Raw genomic sequence first — 17,018 nt, 5'->3', positions numbered from 1 at the left:
ATCCTGTGCTTGTATTGTCGTCAGGGCAATTCAAGTTTTCGGATAGGCACTTAATACAGCCGATTTCTCAGCGTTGTTAGATGCAGCACGATCAATTCAGAATGAGTCTAAGCGGGCAGAGGTATTGACTACTCTAGCCACCCTTGATGCAGCCGACTTCTCTGCCTTGTTGAACGCAGCACGGTCAATTCAGGATGATTACTGGCGGGCAAAGGTATTGAGTGTTCTAGCTACCTTTGATGCGGCCTACTTGCTTGAAGCCCTTGATGTAGCACGGTTGATTCAAGATGATTACTTGCGGGTAGGGATATTAAGCAGACTGGCTACCATTGGTTCGGTGGATTTCTTAGCATTACTAGATGCAGCGCGATCATCAGTTCAGGGTAATTATAGACGGGCGCGGTTATTGAGCATTCGAGCAACTGTGGATGTAGCTTACTTCCCCAAGGCGTTGGATGCAGCACGATTAGTTCAGGATAATTGCTCACGGGCAGAAATATTGAGTACTCTGACCATAATTGATGCTGACTGTTTCCCTGAAGCATTAACTGCGGCTCGATTAATTCAAGATGAGTACAAACAGGTAGAGGTATTGAGCAAACTAGCCGTCATTGATACGGTGGATTTCTTGGCATTGTTGGATGCAGCGCAATCTATTCAAAATGAGTCTGAGCGGGCAGAGGTATTGGTTACTGTATCTACTTTCAATACAATTGACTTCTTGGCATTATTGGACGCAGCACGATCAATTCAGGATGAGTACTGGCGCACATTGGTGTTGAGCCACCTAGCCAGAATTGACTCAGCTTACTGTTCAGAGGCGTTAAAAACAGCACGGTCAATTCAGGATGAGTACCGTCGTGCGCTGATGTTGAGCTATCTAGCCAAAATTGGTTTAGCTTACTTTTCGGACGCATTGCAAACGGCACGATCTATGCCTTCTGAGTATGATCAAGCAGAGATTCTGTGTGACTTAGCTCAGATTGACACTGCCGACTTTACATCACTGTTGGAGGCTGCACAATTAATTCAGTATGAGGAGAGTCGTGCAAAGGTATTGAGCGCTCTAGCCGAAAAACTACCTGAATCTTTGCTGCCTCAAGCATTTAATGATATCCACACCATTGCCCATAAACCACGCCGTGCAGAGGTCTTGAAAGTGTACCTCCATCGTCACTCTCTCGATGTCCTCCCACACTCCGACTGGCAATCTCACCTTCATCTTCTCGCCCACCGCACCCGCGCTGACCTGATGCAAGACCTCGCCATCCTGCACCCCGCGATCGCACATCTTGGCGGAACCGCAGCCATCCGAGGCATGGTCGATGCAATACGAGAAGTGTGCAGTCAATGGAAATAATTGTGGATCGGGCAAATCCGTTAAACTGAAATCAACCCATCTCGATCGTTCCAACCATGCCACTCGAAGAACTCGAAAAACAACTTCTTAACCTGACTCCTGACGAAAAGCGCCGTTTAATTCGGCTTCTTACACAAAGCTTATCTTTAGAATCTCCGCTAGAGACTCATGCACCCGAAACCTCTCTAGTAGAATTCTTCCGCAATTCACCACTCTGCGAAGTTGCAGAAGCATTGGATCTGAGTCGTGATCAAAGTCCAATTCTCGATCGGATCAGCTTGTGAAATACCTACTCGACACCTGTATTGTCTCAGAACTAATTGCAAAACAGCCTAATCTATCTGTTCTACATTGGCTAGATACTCAACCTCCAGAAACACTCTATCTAAGCGTTGTAACGCTAGGAGAAATTGCAAAAGGCATTTGTAAACTGCCAGAATCTCAACGTAAATCAACGCTTACCCAATGGCTAAACCAAGATCTCCTAGAGCGTTTCTCAGGTAGAATTCAAACTCTAGATATCGAAACGATGCTGGTGTGGGGAGGACTCGTTGGAAGTTTAGAGCAACAAGCACGATCTCTCCCTGTTTTAGATTCTCTGATCGCAGCAATTGCCCTTCGACACTCTTCTCATCTTGTAACTCGCAATGTAAGAGACTTTGACCAACTCGGAGTTGAGATTTTCAATCCCTTCACGCTGAAAATTGAGTAGTTTGCGACCCTTGCGGTATCTGCGAAGCAGGGCGTTCATCTCGGCGGAAAATAAGCTGTCCGAAGCATGGTCGATGCAATGCGAGAAGTGTGCAGTCAATGGAAATAATTTAGATAGAATCATGCTCTAGGCAGCTTCAGATGAATCATCGATCGCAGCAGTAGAATGAGATATCCCTTGCAAGGAGCGCACAATGAAGCTACCCGTTACCGAATCAGGTATTTTAATCCTGAAAGAATGGTTAGAAGGTGTGCAAGAAGTAGCGGTTTCTAGAGAAGGCGATCGCATTGTTTTAATTCCAATTATCGCATCCTCAAATTATCGCCCCAGAACTCGTGCAGAAATGGATGCAGATCTAGCAGAAATGGCAAACGATCCAGAATATCTAGCAGAAGCGCGTCAAATTGAAGCAGAATTCTCGATCGCGCAGTGGGAAGCATTTCAGCAGGCAGAATCAGAAGAATGAGACGAGGAGAAATTTACGATGCTCGGCTTGATCCAACCGAAGGATCAGAACAAGCAGGCATTCGTCCAGTTATTATTGTGAGTCGCAATGCTATCAATGCATCGAGTGGTAACGTTCTAGCCATTCCCTGCACCACTTATCGAGAAGGTTGCCGAATTATGTCACACAAGTTCTAATCCAAGCCTCAGAAGGAGAATTAACTCGGAATTCGATCGCATTAGGAGATCAAGTTCGAGTCCTTTCCAAATCTCGATTGCTGCGCTTACGAGGAATGCTCTCTGGGGAGGTAATCACTCAAGTGGATCAGGCACTATTGATTGCATTTGACCTTCCAGGACAATCAGAAGACATTACAGAATAAAGCAACATGAACGAAAGCCCAAATAATTCAGTAAAAGTCTTGCAGTTTGAGATTGCTCATCTCGGCGGAACCGCAGCCGTCCGAGGCATGGTCGATGCTACGCGCGAAGTCTGCAACCAGTGGAAGTAATGATGGAGCGTTTAAGCAAGCTAAAATACAAACACTTTTCGAGGTGAATCATGATTGAAATCACGATCGAGGAAATCTCAGAAGATCTGTCTGCCTATCTACAGCGCGTTCAGGCGGGAGAAAGCTTTGTCGTGTTGCAAGCAGGAACACCCGTTGCCCAAGTTGTAACACCGCAGCCGGAAGTGAGATCGGATCGGGGAAAAGATTTTCTGGAATCTCTAGCCAAATTTCGAGAAGAGATGCTTGCTGAAGGGATTGACCTTGACCCTGACGAGATTTTTAGGGATGTCAGAGATCGCACGCCTGCTCCTAAAAATCCGAGGTGGTAGACTTGCGCTTTCTGCTTGACCAAATAAATGGGACTCAAGCCCCGCACTTTTAGGGCGGCTTTTTTGATAAGCTAGAACCGGAGTTAACAATCCCCCTCTAGGCTCAAGACACGTTGAAACAGCTACGGTGAGAGCAGGCGTAGAGAACGCTAAAAGGCAATGGTCTAAAATCCAACCTCGAAGCAAAAAACAGTCAATTTGCATAATGGTTCAATCCAGTCGCGGGCGGGCAGTTCGAGACTTAAAACGGACGTGGAGAGCGTGTAAGACCTCAATTGAGGCTGTGTTTGATGAAGCGTCAACCCCATTCAGCGACCACTTTCCTATTCGTAGGTTGTGGCGTGGTGAGGAATCACTGTCTCTTTAGAGCGGTGAGGATGTCAAACCAACACGATCTCAGAACTGTTCAGGCTCCAGCCCAACTTAGCCATTGAGACAAAATACGCACAAAATATCGATGATATTGCGATCGCATCTGTGACATGGCATGAGCTACTTTACGGCTTTCATCGTTTACCGACTTCTCGAAAAAAAGAAGAATCGGGCTTTTTCTTGCGTCAAATCATCCGCCCCAACGTTTCAATCCTGGACTATGGTGAGGTTGAAGCAGAGTGGTTTGCAATTGAGCGGGCAAGGCTAGCTGGAACAGGACGAATGCCTTCGTATGCAGACGGACAAATTGCAGCAGTCGCCGCTGTTCACAATCTTATTCTCGTTACTAGAAATATTTCTGATTATTCTAATTTCTCAGGGTTAGCGATCGAGAACTGGTTTGAATGATTTTGCAGTGGTCGCTGGATGACACAAGACATTTTTTGCGATCGCAGTAGCCCCGATCAGGTTAACTTGGTTTGCTTAGCACTCATTCTACGTGATAATCAAACTGTCTGGTTTTGCGGACACCTCTTGGAGTGTTTGATATGGCTTCTAAATGGTTGATTGTTCTCGCAGGAATGACGATTTTCTCGACTCAAGGGCTGCACTCTGGTCAAGTATCGGCTCGATCGTGCGCCAGTAATTGCCCGCCACCTGTTCTGCAATTTACACCAGGGCAAAAGATTCGAGTACAGGTGGTCAATCGATCGGAGAATCCCGTCCAGATCGAGAAAGTGTTTGGCACCGATCCTGCACTGATTAACCAGGGACAACAGATCGAATTTGCGCGAGGCGGCAGTAGCGAACCCAATCTGTCAGTCGTTTTTTGGGATGTGACTTCTCTGGCGCTAAAATCCCGTGTCTCAAAACCCAAACCCGATCTTCTATTGATCGAATTGCAATCCGAAAAACGATATCCGCCAGGCGATCGCTCCGTCTACATTCGCAACGATGGACGAGTTGAAGTGTTTTGAATCTCCCAACTCTCTTGTAAGATGAGCTAATCTTTTTGAGCGATCGCCTGTGTTAGAGTTGCCGACTTCCCAATCGATACGCACCAAAATTCCTGATCAACGCTGGAATATTTTTCCGGCTCAGGTCGAACAAGCCAAACAGCTTGCACAAAGGACAAATCTTTCTCCTTTATTGGCGCAAGTCTTGCTCAATCGCGGGCTTTCGACCCCCGAAGAGATTCAAGGATTTATCGACCCTGACAAGCTGGATTTGCCTTCGCCGATGGAGGACTTTCCAGATTTGCCGATCAGTCTAGAACTGCTAATCAATGCCATTAATCAAAACCAGCGAATTGCAATCTGTGGAGACTACGACGCAGACGGCATGACGAGTACGGCTCTGTTGCTGCGATCGCTGCGTTTTTTGGGTGCCAGAGTCGATTACGCGATTCCCAGCCGCATGAATGAAGGCTACGGCATCAATGAGCGCATTGTCGAAGACTTTCACGAAGATGGCGTGTCGGTGATTCTCACGGTCGATAACGGAATTGCCGCCCACAAGCCGATCGCCAGAGCCAGAGAACTCGGTCTTGTGATTATCGTGACGGATCACCATGATCTGCCGCCGACCCTTCCCGATGCCAATGCGATTCTCAATCCCAAATTAATTGATGAAGCGTCGCCCTATCGCACGATGGCAGGGGTGGGAGTCGCTTATATTTTGGCGCTGTCGTTGGCCAAAAGTTTTGGTAAAGCGAGAGAACTGCGGGACGTGTTGTTAGAGCTTTTTACGCTGGGCACGATCGCTGACCTCGCCCCGCTCACCGGAGTCAATCGTCGCTGGGTGAAACGTGGCTTACAACTGTTGCCCAAATCCAGGCTGGAAGGCGTTCAGGCGCTGATCCAGGTGGCGGGCTTGAGCGGGGAAAAAAATCTCAAACCAGAAGCGATCGGGTTCCGCTTGGGGCCTCGGATCAATGCAGTAGGACGATTGGCAGATCCCCAAATTGTGATTGAGTTGTTGATCACCGACGATCCTGGAGTCGCCTTAGAGCAGGCAATGAAATGCGAACAGATCAATCAACAGCGTCAGCAACTCTGCGAACAAATTGAACGAGACGCCATTGAAGCTTACGAACAAGGATCAGTGAATGCGAAGGACGATCGCGTGATGTTGCTGGTACAACCGGATTGGCATCATGGCGTGATTGGCATTGTGGCATCTCGATTAGTCGAACGATACGGCGTTCCGGTATTCATCGGCACATACGAAGATGAATTGAAACAACACATTCGGGGATCGGCGCGGAGTATTCCAGAGTTTCATGTGTTTGAAGCGTTGGAATGCTGTAAAGATCTGATGCTTAAATGTGGTGGACACAAGGCGGCAGGCGGATTTTCGTTTGAGGCAAATCAATTAGAAGCCATTCGATCGCGCCTTCGCACGTTTGCCCACAGTTCGCTCAAACCCGAACACCTCAAACCGCTGGTCACCGTCGATGCTCAAGCCAGTTTGAACCAAATCGATCTAGGATTCTATCAACAAATCGATGCCCTTCAGCCCTGCGGCATGGAAAATCCTGATCCGGTTTTTTGGACACCCAATGTCCGAATTAGCGACCAAAAACTGATCGGCAAAGGTCATCTAAAAATGATGGTGAGCCAGGAAGATTTGGATGCAGAAGTCTTGATGCCGAGTCAAAAGTTGACGGCGATCGCGTGGCGATGGGGCGAATATTATCCCTTGCCAAAATATCTGGATATTGCCTATCGCGTTAGAACTAATGAATGGAATGATGAGGTTTCAGTTCAGCTAGAAGTGGTGGGCGTGCGGTTGCCTAGTGCAAAATCGGTGGTTGAGTTTTCTTACAGTCAGCGTCATTACACCTGCACATTATTGGAGCGAGGCGACACCAAAGAGTTGAGAATTCGCAATTTCAAAGGTGAAATTCTCTCGATTCAAAAAGGGCAGCGCCTCGGAACTCTAGGCAAAACACAGCAAGCCGCCAAACAAGTTGATGTGTCTCAACCGCAGTATTACCATCTGATCAAAGCCGCACTTCAAGCATTAGAAAGTCCCAAGGATTGATCTTCTACAGGCGATCGCACCATGACCAAAAGAACGCTAAATCGCTTGCTATGGGGAGATTTTACACTGGGACGACTGGCGCGATCGCTGCTCTTTATCTACCTGGCGCTGGGCATCTTTGCTTACTTTTTCTCAGAACGTCTAATTTTTCAACCTCAGCCCACCAGCTATCAAGACAGTCCCGACATTCTCAAGCTAGAAACGCCCGATCGCATCCAGCTTTCGGCCCTTTATCTGCCCAACCCCAGGGCAACTTACACATTGCTCTACAGTCACGGTAACGCCGAGGATCTGGGTGACATTCGCCCCACTTTAGAAGACCTTCGTACGGTTGGATTTTCGGTGTTTGCCTATGATTATCGGGGCTACGGAACGAGTCAGGGCAAGCCTTCAGAGCAAAAATCCTATCGCGATATTGAAACGGCTTACTCTTATCTGACGACAAAACTGGGCGTGAGGAGCGATCGCATCATTGCCTTTGGGCGATCAGTGGGCAACGGGCCGACCATTCATCTCGCGACCCAAAAGCCGATCGCTGCACTGATCATCGAAAGTGGATTCACTAGTGCATTTCGCGTCGTGTTGCCGATTCCGATTTTTCCGTTTGACAAATTCCCCAATCGCGATCGTCTCAAACTAGTGCGCTGTCCCGTTTTGGTGATTCACGGTGAGAACGATCAGGTCATTCCTTTTTGGCATGGTCAGGCTCTTTACGATGCGGCCAATCAACCCAAACAATTTTTTGCGGTCTCAGGAGCCGATCACAATGATGTGGCAGAAGTCGCAGGCGAATCCTACTCCAAAGCGCTGCAAAACTTCGTCACTCTGATTCAAAAGAGACCTGAGACAGAAGACTAGAAGCCTGCTGAGTCCAAAATCCAAAAAGACACGAAAAAGCCCGATCGTAATAACCGGGCTGTAGAGCTACTCTCTCTTAAAACTAAAAACTTATTGCTAACCTGTCTGAAACACTCATCAGGCTGTAGATATGACTGAAATCTCTTTAGAGATCACCTTTAGAGATCACCTTTAGAGATCACCGCCACGAAACGCCAACACAAAAATCACGACTGGCCCCGCAATTACAATCGCCGCTAACAAACTCAACTGAGCGATCGCCTCAAAGTTGATGTTACTTAAAAACTCCATCTGCCCTCCCAACAAGCCTGATAACGTCTAATTGAATCCTGCAATAGTTGATATTCTATCGGTCGATCGTATCCTTTTTAAGGAAATTTACAGAACTTAAAGAAACTCAAACGATGAGCAAAATGATTCTTTATGACAGCCAATCAGGGTGCGATCTCGCTTCCAATGATGGTTAATCGTTCTTCAAAGGCTTTAACCTATTGCGATACTTCGCGTCACATCCGCACCTATCAACCGTGCCAGCGTTGCCGAAGCTTCAGCCAATTCTAGGGCTAAACTCGCTCGGCGCTCAGTTCGTTGTTCTTGCCAGAGCTGCCTTGTTAAGGCTGTTATTCTGTCTCTATAAGCTTCTGAAGATCTGCCTACTTGAGAAACTTGATTGTGAAATTGTGGGGGAAGTCCTAAAGCAGCAGCGGCTTCTACCTCTTTCATTGCCAATATTGCGGTTGCTTCAGCTAGTTGAAGCGTGCTGTTCATCAACCAGATAGCGCTCTCTTGATGCCAATCATGTTCTAAAAACTTGGTTAAGCTAACCACCCGGACTTGGCAAGCTCGCAAAGAGCGAGGATCACCAACCTGGATTGACTGATTATTCATTCACTCTAAACTCCCTTAATTCAACCCTCAAAAGCTGCCGTTCTGGTTCGCTGTAGATAAATCTTACGCCTATTACAGCAGTTTGTGGCTCAATCTGAACAGGTTGTTGAGCCTGAGTAGGATTCACTAACGGATGCCCTGCTATCACCTGATATCTGCCAATGGGTAAATTGAAGAAGAGGACTTCTGCCAGGAATAAATCAACAGGTTGAATGTGCAGGAGAATCTCATCTTGAAGCAAAAAGACCGTGAGTAATTCTCCTTCAATAGAGGACATAGCAACATCATCTTGATTGCGAATCACCACGTACAGATCCGGCATTAGTCTTTTCAGAGTCTTTTATCGTAGCAAGGCATCTCAATTTACCCGAATTGCGAAATGATTGAGCGATCGCACTGTGAAAGAATAGGGAAACAAGATCGCCCCTCAGCAGCCAAGAGATGTAGAGCGCTCAATGACCAACAATGAGAAAGCGATCGCGCCTTTATGTTTCAACAGGTGTGGAGCGATCGCCCAGTCAAGATTGGGAGAGCGATCGTCGTTCATTACATAAAAACCATCTCAATGACAAAGACGATCGTTGTTTTTGTTACGCTTGGAATAAGCTCTCTAACCTTCTATAGCAACGCTTGATCCAAATGCTGTGGTTGCAAAAGCAAAGCTGACGGAGTATCTATTGGTTCCATTAGCTAAGGATGATAAGTCAGCTAAGGATGATAAGTCACAGTTTTTAGCTCAAGCTGGCTATACCATCAAGAACTGGCAACAGCTTGAACGAGATTTGAGAGAGCAGATTCTTTCACTGGAAGCAATACCAACCGTTCAAACTCGATATGAACAGAAGTATGCAATTACTGGAGAGTTGAGTAGCCCTAATGGGGTTACGATTCGAGTTAAAACAATCTGGATTGATACAGGTGAAGCGACTCAATTTGTGACGTTGTTCCCGGCATAGGAGGTTCGGTATGAAATTTCAACTTTTTTCTCAGGTTGCTTTGCGGGAAGATATTCCTGCACTGAATTTAATGAAGGGGAGCATTGGGACGATCGTGGAATGCTATTCAGGCTCAGATAAACAAGAAAATGGATACAGTTTGGAAGGTTTAATTCCTCAAGATACGGTTGAGGTTTCTGAGTCTCAAATTGAAGCGATCGCATCCTCGATTTCAACTGTTCGTGCCGCAAGATAAACCGCGATCACTCAATTCAACAACGATCGTGCCTTGGTGTTTCAAAAGGTGTGGAGCGATCGCTAATACACATCATCATGATCGCCAAGATTTAGCAACAAAATTCCATCTTCCTCGCTTTCTCCTGGGTTTGCTACAAACTCAAAGAGGATGCGATAGCTATAGTCGATCGAGCAAGCCCAAATTCCAGCAAACTCACCCGACAGCTTATGAGTTTTTAATGTGGGATGGAAGGGATCGTCAGCAAGTTGTTCCAGGGTTTCTTCAATCATGGGGCGCAGTTGAGGGTTTTGGCGCACCATACGCTTAAACGCACGTAGAGATTTTGGACTCCAGGCAATTTGTCTCAAGCATCTAGCTCCGCTAGAAAGTCTTTTACAGAGCCGTACTGAATGCGACCTTCTGCAACATCTTGGCGAACTTCTTGAATTTCTTCTAGCAGTTGTTGACTCTGTTGTCGCCGCAGCCGTTTCGCTAAAATCTCCAGCAACAGTTGACGCTCTTCTAGCGATAGAGCTTCTGCAACCTCGATCGCTTGCTGAAGTCGAGAGTTTCGTAGGGCATCCGCCATAGATTTAGACAAGTGAGTGAAGACGGTCACTCTCATCATAATGTTTGTTGTTAGCGATCGCGCTTTCTGCGTCTAGATTATTCAAACAGAAACGCGATCGCTCAACTCAACAATGAACAACGATCGTGCCTTGGTGTTTCAAAAGGGGTGGAGCGATCGTGTTTCAGACTAGAACTGACGATGTGATTGGTGCCGCTAATGACGGTCAAGCCGGGTTCGATTGCATAATGACTAATGACGAGGAAGCAATCACGCCTTTGCATCTCAAACATTGCTATAAAGAAGCTACTGAGATTCATCCCATGCTTTGTGCCATAGTTCTTCACCATCACCACGGACAAAAACATCAAGCCGATTAGCTCTCCAAGAGGCTACTCCAGGAGCAGAAGACATCACACCCTTAGGATCTTCCATCCAAGCGCCCCATTGGTTTTCAGAGTACACCTTGTGCCACAGACGATTATTCTTACCCTGAGCAAAAACATCAAGTCGGTTCGGTGCCCATGAAACCGCCGCAGGCGCAGAGGCTAATTGCCCACCTAAGTTCTCCCAGTCACTCCACTTGGATTCACCCCATGCCTTATGCCATAGTTCTCCTGTCTCGCCACGGACAAAAACATCAAGTCGATTGGCTCTCCAAGAAGTAACCGCAGGTGCAGAAGACATAACACCTGTAGGATCTTCCATCCAATCGCCCCAACGGGTTCCATCCCAAACTTTATGCCACAAACGATTATTCTTACCTTGAGCAAAAACATCAATGCGGTTTGATGCCCACGAAACTGCTGTAGGAGCAGAAGCTAATTGCCCACCTAAGTTTTCCCAATCACTCCATGCGTTTCCGTAGAATAGCTTTGCTCCTTGTATATCTGTTGCACTCAATCGTCCACCATTGTTCCAAGTAGGATTGCAGTAGTTCATGACAGAACTTATATCCCATACACCTACGTTTGTGTCACCGTCGCTGCCTTGTTTAGGTTCTTTACAAGATGATGGCTTATCAGAACGGTTTTGCTCATGAGCAAAACCCATTGCATGACCAAACTCGTGTACAGCAATTGACCGAATACATCTTTCTCTATTAGAACCAGCGCTACAGTTGCTTTTTTCCCAATTATTAAAGGTGAAATTTAACACCATACCGGGGGTTAGTCCATCTAATCGCTTTCCTAAACCTTTTGTATGAGGGCCCTCATCAGCAATGCGAATACGAATTCCATTTGACGTAGATGGACATGCACCTCAGCCAGTGAAGCGAATTCCAGATATCCTTTCCCACGTATCTCCAACTGAAGAACGCACCCACGCTTTCTCAGTATCAGAGCCTGACGTTTCCCAGCAAACAGGAACTGGTTCTGTCCAGATTGTTTTTGATGCAATGTTAAGCGGTTGTCTTCTTATTGCAATTTCTTGTGCCAGGACACTTTGTAGAATTCCTGAACAGGTGAGAGCGAGAAGGAAAGCGATAAGAAAAGCGATAACAGAACGCTGTAATGGGTATTTCACGATTTTTCTAAGAAATTGCGAGGGTTACGTCAAAGATGTTTACGGTCTGGGTCTTAATCTAGCCTGCCCTTTCAAATTCAGTCGCACATTTTCTTGCGATCGCCCAACACAATCTTGCTAAATCTATCGAAATTGTTGTCGATCGTTTGAAAGGAAATTTCTCCCCTCTAATCGTCTTAATGAAAACTTGATCGCAAAATATTGCACTTTTCTCAAAATTTTCGTCGGGTAAAGCTTGTTTGCCTGAAAGTAGATGATGAGCAGGTTGCGCTATGCTAAATCCAGATTAGATTGGGCGATCGCGGTTGGAAGATTCAACCTGAATTGCGAGAGATGCGACCGCCCAGGCACCAACGATGAAAAGACGATCATGCCTTTGCATTTCAAGAGAGGTAAAGCGATTGCCTTCCAGATAAGAATAATGAAATAATCGAGACAAGTTCCCATTCAGCTAAAGTCATGAAAACTAACGTAGAGATTGATGATGCTTTAGTTGCAGATGCCCTCAAAGCGACTGGGTTAACAGCTCAACAGGAAGTTATCGAACTCGCCCTGAAAACCCTGATTCAGATCAAGCGGCAGGAAGCGATTCGCTCCTTTCGAGGTCAGCTACCGTGGGACGGCGATCTAGAAACCCTGAGAACGAACGAATGATTTTGGTAGATTCCAGTGTGTGGATTGATTACTTCAACGGTCAAACGACACCACAGGTCGATCGACTCGATCAATTGCCAAACACACAACCCTTAGCAGTCAACACTTTTGTCAGGTAAAGCTTGTTGATCTGAAAGTGAGAGGATGAGAGGCTGCGCTATGCTAAAGCTAGATTAAATGGGGTGAAATGTGAATGGCTGAAACCCTAACTCAGACAACAGCGGCTCCCAATGATTTGCCGCCACAGTTTCCCGACCACACACAACTCCAAGAGTCGGACGGTTCGTTTGTGAAGAATTTTCAGAAGCATCCCCAATCTTTAATCTTGACGGACTCGATCGCTACAACTCTGGAGCGAATTCATCCAGACGGACAATATGCAATTGGGCAAGACTGCGGCATCTACTGGCGCGAAACGGAGCCACCTGAAAAAGGAGCGGAAGCACCGGACTGGTTTTATGTGCCCAACGTTCCGCCCAGACTGAAAGGGGAAATTCGGCGATCGTATGTGTTGTGGCGAGAGTTTATTGCCCCGACGATCGCGCTAGAATTTGCCTCTGGCGATGGCAGCGAAGAACACGACCAAACCCCGCTTTCCTATTCTGAAGACAGTGGAGTTATCAGACCAGGCAAATTTTGGGTCTATGAGCGAATTGTACGAATTCCTTTCTACGGCATCTTCTTGATCAACAGCGGTGAGTTGGAGATGTATGAACTCGTGGGGGGGCAATATCAACGAATGACTGCGAACAATCATGGACATTACCCGATCGCGCCAATGGAAATAGAAATTGGTGTCTGGGAAGGCGCTTACCAGAATCAAAATCAACGCTGGTTGCGCTGGTGGAATTTGCAGGGCGATCTGCTGCTGACGGGTAGCGAACGGGCGATTGTCGCAGAGGCAAAAGCCGCTAGGTTGGCTGAACGGTTGAGAGAACTGGGGGTTGACCCAGATTTGATTTAGCAATTTGTGGGGATTGCACTTAGCTTAAGCCAGCGATCGCTTGTACATCACCAGGAAAAATCGCCATGACAACCACTACGCGCCGCATGACCTTAGAAGAATATCTGGACTATGACGACGGAACAGATACTCGCTATGAATTAGTAAACGGGGAGTTAGCTGAAGTGCCTTCTGAAAGCGACTTAAACAATGAGATCGCGATAATCTTACTCTTTGCAATCGGTCAATTCGTCAACCCCAAGCTCTTGCGACGGGGCACTGAAGTTGTAGTCAATGGCTATCGAACCACGACGCGGATTCCTGACCTGATGGTGCTAACCGAAGACCTTGCGGCTGCCCTGACTGGAGCAAAGCGCAGCGTTGTGATGCCGGATATGCCACCGCCTGCCCTCGTGGTCGAAATCGTTTCTCCTGGCACGACTAACGAAGCGCGAGATTACCGTTACAAGCGTTCCGAATATGCAGCGCGCAGCATTGCCGAATATTGGATTGTCGATCCGCAGCAGGCACAGATTACAGTTTTGACGCTGGTTGCAGGATTGTATGAGGAAGCGGTTTTTAAGGGGAACGATCGTCTCATTTCTTCCACCCTTCCAAACTTAGACCTGACTCCAGAACAGGTGCTACAAGCAGGCGCAAGTGAGTAACGGACGATCGCAATTAAAAGGTTCAATTCGCGAGAGGTGCGATCGCCCTACCAAGCGAGTTAGAAAGGATGACGCACTACATTTTGCGAAATTGCGTTGGTGAAACCTTGGTGTAGCAACGAAAGTATCTGGCAAGGTGGCTCTGGTTATTGAATCCGCACTCTAGCGCGATATCTGTCACTGTAAGTTCTGGTTTCCTCAAGAGTTGTTTTGCCTGTTCCACCCGTTGTTGCATCAGGTAGCAATGGGGACTCAGGCCAGTTGATCGCTTGAACATCCGACAGAAATGGTACTGGCTGATGTGCAGATTAGCCGCCATGTCCTCCAGCAATAGCTTCTTGCCTGAGTGTTCGTTAATATAGGCGATCGCCACATTCAACTTATCTTTGGGCAATCCATCGTCATACGATCGGAAGACATGCTTGCGAGTGGCATAGTGCTTTAGCAATTGGGCAGAGAACGCCGTTGCCAACGAATCAGCATAAAAACCGTCTCCAATGCCATCAACCTCCAGATCTGCCTTGAGTGCTAATCCAAGTTGATGGAGCAAGCGATCGACTCTCTTCAATTCCAACAAAAACTCAACTTAACTGTCCAGCATAAACGATGTTCCGCTTCCCTCCTAGCTTCCGTTTTAAGCTCAATCAGTTTTGTCAGTCAAGCAGGGGTTTCAACACATTGATTGACAGCAGATTCAAATGTTTTCATCCGATGACTCAGAATGGCTGGGCGATCGCTCCCTTGCAATGCTCTATTTAATGTAAGTTCGACGGAACCTTTCGCTGCGGTTGTCAATCCAGGCAGCCCCCTAAACCCCCACGAGTGAGGGACTTTGCATCAAACATCTTGTCTGAAAGTCACCCAAAGTTGGGGGGTTGGGGGGCAGAAGCTGTAAACACCGAAGCGAAAAACTCTCATTGCCCGAATTCACGTCTATTTACATCGTTGTCAAAACAGACGAATAGAGTGATTACAGAAGTACTTGACATCAATTCGACAAAGTTATTCGCTTCGTTATTTAGCACTTTTGCCCAACCGCCCAATTCTGGGGGACTTTGAAACAGAATTCATGTTTGGTTACGTTTCAATTCTCAAGCGAGGGGTAAGAGAATTTCAAACTCGGTGCCGATCGCTAATTTCGTCTCGTCGGTCGGATTGATACAGGAATAGACTCGAAACTTGCCGCCGTGTTTTGCGGTGATGATGCGGTAGCTGGTGGTGAGGCTGGTTTCTTTGGGAGTGGTCGATTCGGTTTGAATGGCATCCATTAACTGTCGCTGAGTTTCGGCGGTCATTTGTGCGCCATTGTCTCCAATGCGAATCGAGACCCAACGCATTCCGCTGCCTTCGATCGAGCAGACATCTGTCGTGATCGTAATCTGAGGAGAAGTAGAAGTCGTGAGCAATCGACCACTGGGTAACTGTAATTCGGTGCCTAAGCGATCGCTGATTGCCTGATTGAGTAGAAGGTCGATCGCTCGACTCAAAATATTCATAAAAACCTGGCTCAGTTGTCCGATAAAGCAGGGGACAGGCGGCAAATGACCGTAGTTTTTATGAATTTGAATTTCACTGGTCAATCGACTTCTCAACAGTAATAAGACGCTATCTAAACAGGCGTGAATGTTGGCAGGTTTGGGATAAACTTCATCAATATGACAAAAGTTTTGTAGCCCGTTTGCCAGTTTTGAAAGCCGCTCTGCTCCAGTTTTAATGCTGTCTAACGTTTTGGGTAGATCTTCTTGAATGTAGTCGAGTTCGATCGTCGCTTTGAGGGTTTGAATTTCTCGCGGCTGTTGAGGAAAGTGCTTTTCAAAAGCGGTGATTAGCGCTAACAAATTGCGGCTGTAGTTTCCAAGGTGGCTGAGATTTCCCCAGATAAAACTGACAGGATCTAAGATTTCGTGAGCCACGCCATCAACAAGTCGCCCCAGACTGGCCATTTTGTCGCTTTGCAGCATTTCAACTTGTAGCCGTTCGTATCTGACTTGAGTTTCGATGCCGCGAATATGCCAGTAGGCGATGTTGAGTTCGTGAGTGTCTAATAGGCGGTAGACTCCGGGTTCGAGTTGTAGCACGATCGGGTCACGGAGCAGATCGGGCGATCGTCGCAGGGCTTGTTGTGCGCCAAGTAAAATCGGGGTGTCTCCACTGAGGATGAGATTTTTGGTCTGGGTGTAGCTGTGCAAAACTCCCAACGGCTTGTGGAGAAACAGTTCTATCCCATGAGGGCGCAGCAAATACTCCAATAGACACTGACGAGAAACCATGCTGACAAACTGATTTTCGCGGGTCAAAATCACACCCGGCAACAGTGGATATTGCTGAAACACTTGAGCAACTTGACTGCCCAAACAGCGCAAATCTACCTGAAAGTCATAGAGCGGCAGTTCTTGTAGCGTTGATTCTAACTGGAGGGCATCCGTTTTTCCTTGAGACAAAACGGGCGGGGTTAATCCTGCGTGAAACTCGGTGACGATATCAGAAAACATCAAAAGCACCCATCTCGCTTTCTAGGCTTTTTCTGACTCTACACTGCCCAAATTTCTCTCAGTTTGCTCAGTTGCGAGCGGTCAGACGTACGACGCTGAACGTTTGACATTAACTATTGAACATTGATTAAAACAACGTAGATTCGATGAAATCTTTCGCTATGGTGATTAATCCACTCAGCTCCCAATTCCCCAACCGTGAAGGACTTTGAACGAGAATGATCCGAAAGCCCCTCAGAGGATGTTTGAAAAGTATCGTTTATCATATCTACCCGCCCCCAGCCTGTAAGTCTGCCCCCAGCCTGTAAGTCTGCTGTGTACACACAAGTTGATCGATCGGTCATTGCTGAGATCCTTCGCCCCCTAAATCCCCCAAGTTTGCTTGTCATTACCAAGATCTCCTATCGTAGAAGTAAAAGAGGTAGAGTGAAGTCATGAACCTAGAAAACCTAATAACGCCTGATAGGTGGGCG

Annotated in this window: 25 protein-coding genes; 17 read left to right on the top strand and 8 right to left on the bottom strand. The window is 47.0% G+C overall.

Translation table 11 applies throughout. The features are described from left to right. The first annotated feature begins 124 nt into the window (after nt 1-124). From ACKFKF_RS29935 to ACKFKF_RS29880, 12 genes are all read left to right on the top strand, one after another. Complete coding sequence (locus tag ACKFKF_RS29935) at nt 125-1,360, top strand: hypothetical protein (RefSeq protein WP_446871025.1); 1,236 nt, start codon at nt 125-127, stop codon at nt 1,358-1,360. Between the two features lie 56 nt (nt 1,361-1,416). Continuing rightward, entirely contained in the window at nt 1,417-1,644 is a 228-nt protein-coding gene (locus ACKFKF_RS29930; protein ID WP_446859587.1) for a hypothetical protein, read from the top strand. Beyond that, nucleotides 1,641-2,072, top strand: a complete 432-nt coding sequence (locus ACKFKF_RS29925) for a PIN domain-containing protein (RefSeq protein ID WP_446859586.1) — start codon at nt 1,641-1,643, stop codon at nt 2,070-2,072. The genes ACKFKF_RS29930 and ACKFKF_RS29925 overlap by 4 nt, the downstream gene beginning before the upstream one ends. A gap of 193 nt (nt 2,073-2,265) precedes the next feature. Continuing rightward, nucleotides 2,266-2,538, top strand: coding sequence for a hypothetical protein (locus tag ACKFKF_RS29920; protein ID WP_446871023.1), 273 nt, complete (start codon nt 2,266-2,268; stop codon nt 2,536-2,538). Beyond that, nucleotides 2,535-2,714 carry a type II toxin-antitoxin system PemK/MazF family toxin gene (locus ACKFKF_RS29915; RefSeq protein ID WP_446871022.1) on the top strand — a complete coding sequence of 60 codons (180 nt, stop codon included), beginning with the start codon at nt 2,535-2,537 and terminating at the stop codon, nt 2,712-2,714. The genes ACKFKF_RS29920 and ACKFKF_RS29915 overlap by 4 nt, the downstream gene beginning before the upstream one ends. Further along, nucleotides 2,687-2,899, top strand: a complete 213-nt coding sequence (locus tag ACKFKF_RS29910; RefSeq protein ID WP_446871021.1) for a type II toxin-antitoxin system PemK/MazF family toxin — start codon at nt 2,687-2,689, stop codon at nt 2,897-2,899. The genes ACKFKF_RS29915 and ACKFKF_RS29910 overlap by 28 nt, the downstream gene beginning before the upstream one ends. Nucleotides 2,900-2,905: 6 nt before the next feature. Beyond that, nucleotides 2,906-3,028, top strand: coding sequence for a hypothetical protein (locus ACKFKF_RS29905; protein ID WP_446871020.1), 123 nt, complete (start codon nt 2,906-2,908; stop codon nt 3,026-3,028). Between the two features lie 50 nt (nt 3,029-3,078). After that, nucleotides 3,079-3,357 (top strand): hypothetical protein, encoded by a 279-nt coding sequence (locus tag ACKFKF_RS29900; protein WP_446871019.1) that lies wholly within the window; start codon nt 3,079-3,081, stop codon nt 3,355-3,357. A 393-nt stretch (nt 3,358-3,750) separates the two neighbouring features. Further along, nucleotides 3,751-4,137: a PIN domain-containing protein gene (locus ACKFKF_RS29895; RefSeq protein ID WP_446871026.1), complete on the top strand. Its 387-nt coding sequence runs from the start codon at nt 3,751-3,753 to the stop codon at nt 4,135-4,137. 140 nt (nt 4,138-4,277) lie between these two features. Then, complete coding sequence (locus ACKFKF_RS29890; RefSeq protein WP_446871018.1) at nt 4,278-4,706, top strand: hypothetical protein; 429 nt, start codon at nt 4,278-4,280, stop codon at nt 4,704-4,706. A gap of 49 nt (nt 4,707-4,755) precedes the next feature. Further along, on the top strand, nt 4,756-6,774 hold the full coding sequence (gene recJ / locus ACKFKF_RS29885; RefSeq protein WP_446871017.1) for a single-stranded-DNA-specific exonuclease RecJ: 2,019 nt from the start codon (nt 4,756-4,758) through the stop codon (nt 6,772-6,774). Nucleotides 6,775-6,795: 21 nt separating this feature from the next. Next, entirely contained in the window at nt 6,796-7,632 is an 837-nt protein-coding gene (locus ACKFKF_RS29880; RefSeq protein ID WP_446871016.1) for an alpha/beta hydrolase, read from the top strand. Nucleotides 7,633-7,803: 171 nt separating this feature from the next. Here the strand turns inward: ACKFKF_RS29880 and psb30 are convergent, their stop codons facing one another. The 3 genes from psb30 to ACKFKF_RS29865 all read right to left on the bottom strand — a co-directional run bounded on the left by psb30 (nt 7,804) and on the right by ACKFKF_RS29865 (nt 8,842). After that, complete coding sequence (psb30, locus tag ACKFKF_RS29875; protein WP_446859577.1) at nt 7,804-7,923, bottom strand: photosystem II reaction center protein Ycf12/Psb30; 120 nt, start codon at nt 7,921-7,923, stop codon at nt 7,804-7,806. 192 nt (nt 7,924-8,115) lie between these two features. Further along, nucleotides 8,116-8,520 carry a hypothetical protein gene (locus ACKFKF_RS29870; protein WP_446871015.1) on the bottom strand — a complete coding sequence of 135 codons (405 nt, stop codon included), beginning with the start codon at nt 8,518-8,520 and terminating at the stop codon, nt 8,116-8,118. After that, nucleotides 8,513-8,842, bottom strand: a complete 330-nt coding sequence (locus tag ACKFKF_RS29865; protein WP_446871014.1) for a hypothetical protein — start codon at nt 8,840-8,842, stop codon at nt 8,513-8,515. The genes ACKFKF_RS29870 and ACKFKF_RS29865 overlap by 8 nt, the downstream gene beginning before the upstream one ends. Before the next feature lie 322 nt (nt 8,843-9,164). Between ACKFKF_RS29865 and ACKFKF_RS29860 the strand changes: the two genes are divergently transcribed. Both ACKFKF_RS29860 and ACKFKF_RS29855 read left to right on the top strand, forming a co-directional pair. Further along, nucleotides 9,165-9,476 (top strand): DUF6883 domain-containing protein, encoded by a 312-nt coding sequence (locus ACKFKF_RS29860; protein WP_446871013.1) that lies wholly within the window; start codon nt 9,165-9,167, stop codon nt 9,474-9,476. A gap of 10 nt (nt 9,477-9,486) precedes the next feature. Then, nucleotides 9,487-9,711: a DUF4926 domain-containing protein gene (locus tag ACKFKF_RS29855; RefSeq protein ID WP_446871012.1), complete on the top strand. Its 225-nt coding sequence runs from the start codon at nt 9,487-9,489 to the stop codon at nt 9,709-9,711. A gap of 62 nt (nt 9,712-9,773) precedes the next feature. Here the strand turns inward: ACKFKF_RS29855 and ACKFKF_RS29850 are convergent, their stop codons facing one another. The 3 genes from ACKFKF_RS29850 to ACKFKF_RS29840 all read right to left on the bottom strand — a co-directional run bounded on the left by ACKFKF_RS29850 (nt 9,774) and on the right by ACKFKF_RS29840 (nt 11,422). Beyond that, nucleotides 9,774-10,061, bottom strand: a complete 288-nt coding sequence (locus tag ACKFKF_RS29850; protein ID WP_446871011.1) for a type II toxin-antitoxin system RelE/ParE family toxin — start codon at nt 10,059-10,061, stop codon at nt 9,774-9,776. Beyond that, entirely contained in the window at nt 10,058-10,321 is a 264-nt protein-coding gene (locus ACKFKF_RS29845; protein WP_446871010.1) for a hypothetical protein, read from the bottom strand. The genes ACKFKF_RS29850 and ACKFKF_RS29845 overlap by 4 nt, the downstream gene beginning before the upstream one ends. Before the next feature lie 246 nt (nt 10,322-10,567). After that, nucleotides 10,568-11,422: a M12 family metallopeptidase gene (locus ACKFKF_RS29840; RefSeq protein WP_446871009.1), complete on the bottom strand. Its 855-nt coding sequence runs from the start codon at nt 11,420-11,422 to the stop codon at nt 10,568-10,570. A gap of 825 nt (nt 11,423-12,247) precedes the next feature. On the opposite strand from ACKFKF_RS29840, the gene ACKFKF_RS29835 reads away from it, so the two are divergent. From ACKFKF_RS29835 to ACKFKF_RS29825, 3 genes are all read left to right on the top strand, one after another. After that, nucleotides 12,248-12,442, top strand: coding sequence for a type II toxin-antitoxin system VapB family antitoxin (locus ACKFKF_RS29835; RefSeq protein ID WP_446871008.1), 195 nt, complete (start codon nt 12,248-12,250; stop codon nt 12,440-12,442). 193 nt (nt 12,443-12,635) lie between these two features. Beyond that, a complete protein-coding gene (locus ACKFKF_RS29830; protein WP_446871007.1) occupies nt 12,636-13,406 on the top strand; it encodes a Uma2 family endonuclease in 771 nt (256 codons plus the stop codon). 65 nt (nt 13,407-13,471) lie between these two features. Beyond that, nucleotides 13,472-14,053, top strand: coding sequence for a Uma2 family endonuclease (locus ACKFKF_RS29825; RefSeq protein WP_446871005.1), 582 nt, complete (start codon nt 13,472-13,474; stop codon nt 14,051-14,053). Nucleotides 14,054-14,129: 76 nt separating this feature from the next. On the opposite strand, the gene ACKFKF_RS29820 is transcribed toward ACKFKF_RS29825, so the two are convergent. Together ACKFKF_RS29820 and ACKFKF_RS29815 are read right to left on the bottom strand one after the other, a co-directional pair. Continuing rightward, nucleotides 14,130-14,627, bottom strand: coding sequence for a helix-turn-helix transcriptional regulator (locus tag ACKFKF_RS29820; protein WP_446871004.1), 498 nt, complete (start codon nt 14,625-14,627; stop codon nt 14,130-14,132). 517 nt (nt 14,628-15,144) lie between these two features. Further along, complete coding sequence (locus ACKFKF_RS29815) at nt 15,145-16,545, bottom strand: ATP-binding protein (protein WP_446871003.1); 1,401 nt, start codon at nt 16,543-16,545, stop codon at nt 15,145-15,147. Nucleotides 16,546-17,018: the final 473 nt, after the last annotated feature.

It is taken from the genome of Phormidesmis sp. 146-12 (genome assembly GCF_052939495.1).
The sequence above is the reverse complement of the archived record's forward strand: the minus strand, read 5'-3'. Positions and strand labels throughout refer to the sequence as shown.

Coding starts and splice junctions, on each gene's coding strand:
- ACKFKF_RS29915 (WP_446871022.1), top strand. CDS start 2,535: ATGAGACGAGGAGAAATTTACGATGCTCGGCTTGATCCAACCGAAGGA.
- ACKFKF_RS29845 (WP_446871010.1), bottom strand. CDS start 10,321: ATGATGAGAGTGACCGTCTTCACTCACTTGTCTAAATCTATGGCGGAT.
- ACKFKF_RS29855 (WP_446871012.1), top strand. CDS start 9,487: ATGAAATTTCAACTTTTTTCTCAGGTTGCTTTGCGGGAAGATATTCCT.
- ACKFKF_RS29920 (WP_446871023.1), top strand. CDS start 2,266: ATGAAGCTACCCGTTACCGAATCAGGTATTTTAATCCTGAAAGAATGG.
- ACKFKF_RS29880 (WP_446871016.1), top strand. CDS start 6,796: ATGACCAAAAGAACGCTAAATCGCTTGCTATGGGGAGATTTTACACTG.
- ACKFKF_RS29825 (WP_446871005.1), top strand. CDS start 13,472: ATGACAACCACTACGCGCCGCATGACCTTAGAAGAATATCTGGACTAT.
- ACKFKF_RS29835 (WP_446871008.1), top strand. CDS start 12,248: ATGAAAACTAACGTAGAGATTGATGATGCTTTAGTTGCAGATGCCCTC.
- ACKFKF_RS29905 (WP_446871020.1), top strand. CDS start 2,906: ATGAACGAAAGCCCAAATAATTCAGTAAAAGTCTTGCAGTTTGAGATT.
- ACKFKF_RS29930 (WP_446859587.1), top strand. CDS start 1,417: ATGCCACTCGAAGAACTCGAAAAACAACTTCTTAACCTGACTCCTGAC.
- ACKFKF_RS29890 (WP_446871018.1), top strand. CDS start 4,278: ATGGCTTCTAAATGGTTGATTGTTCTCGCAGGAATGACGATTTTCTCG.
- psb30 (WP_446859577.1), bottom strand. CDS start 7,923: ATGGAGTTTTTAAGTAACATCAACTTTGAGGCGATCGCTCAGTTGAGT.
- ACKFKF_RS29870 (WP_446871015.1), bottom strand. CDS start 8,520: ATGAATAATCAGTCAATCCAGGTTGGTGATCCTCGCTCTTTGCGAGCT.
- ACKFKF_RS29815 (WP_446871003.1), bottom strand. CDS start 16,545: ATGTTTTCTGATATCGTCACCGAGTTTCACGCAGGATTAACCCCGCCC.
- ACKFKF_RS29865 (WP_446871014.1), bottom strand. CDS start 8,842: ATGCCGGATCTGTACGTGGTGATTCGCAATCAAGATGATGTTGCTATG.
- ACKFKF_RS29900 (WP_446871019.1), top strand. CDS start 3,079: ATGATTGAAATCACGATCGAGGAAATCTCAGAAGATCTGTCTGCCTAT.
- ACKFKF_RS29840 (WP_446871009.1), bottom strand. CDS start 11,422: ATGGTGTTAAATTTCACCTTTAATAATTGGGAAAAAAGCAACTGTAGC.
- ACKFKF_RS29830 (WP_446871007.1), top strand. CDS start 12,636: ATGGCTGAAACCCTAACTCAGACAACAGCGGCTCCCAATGATTTGCCG.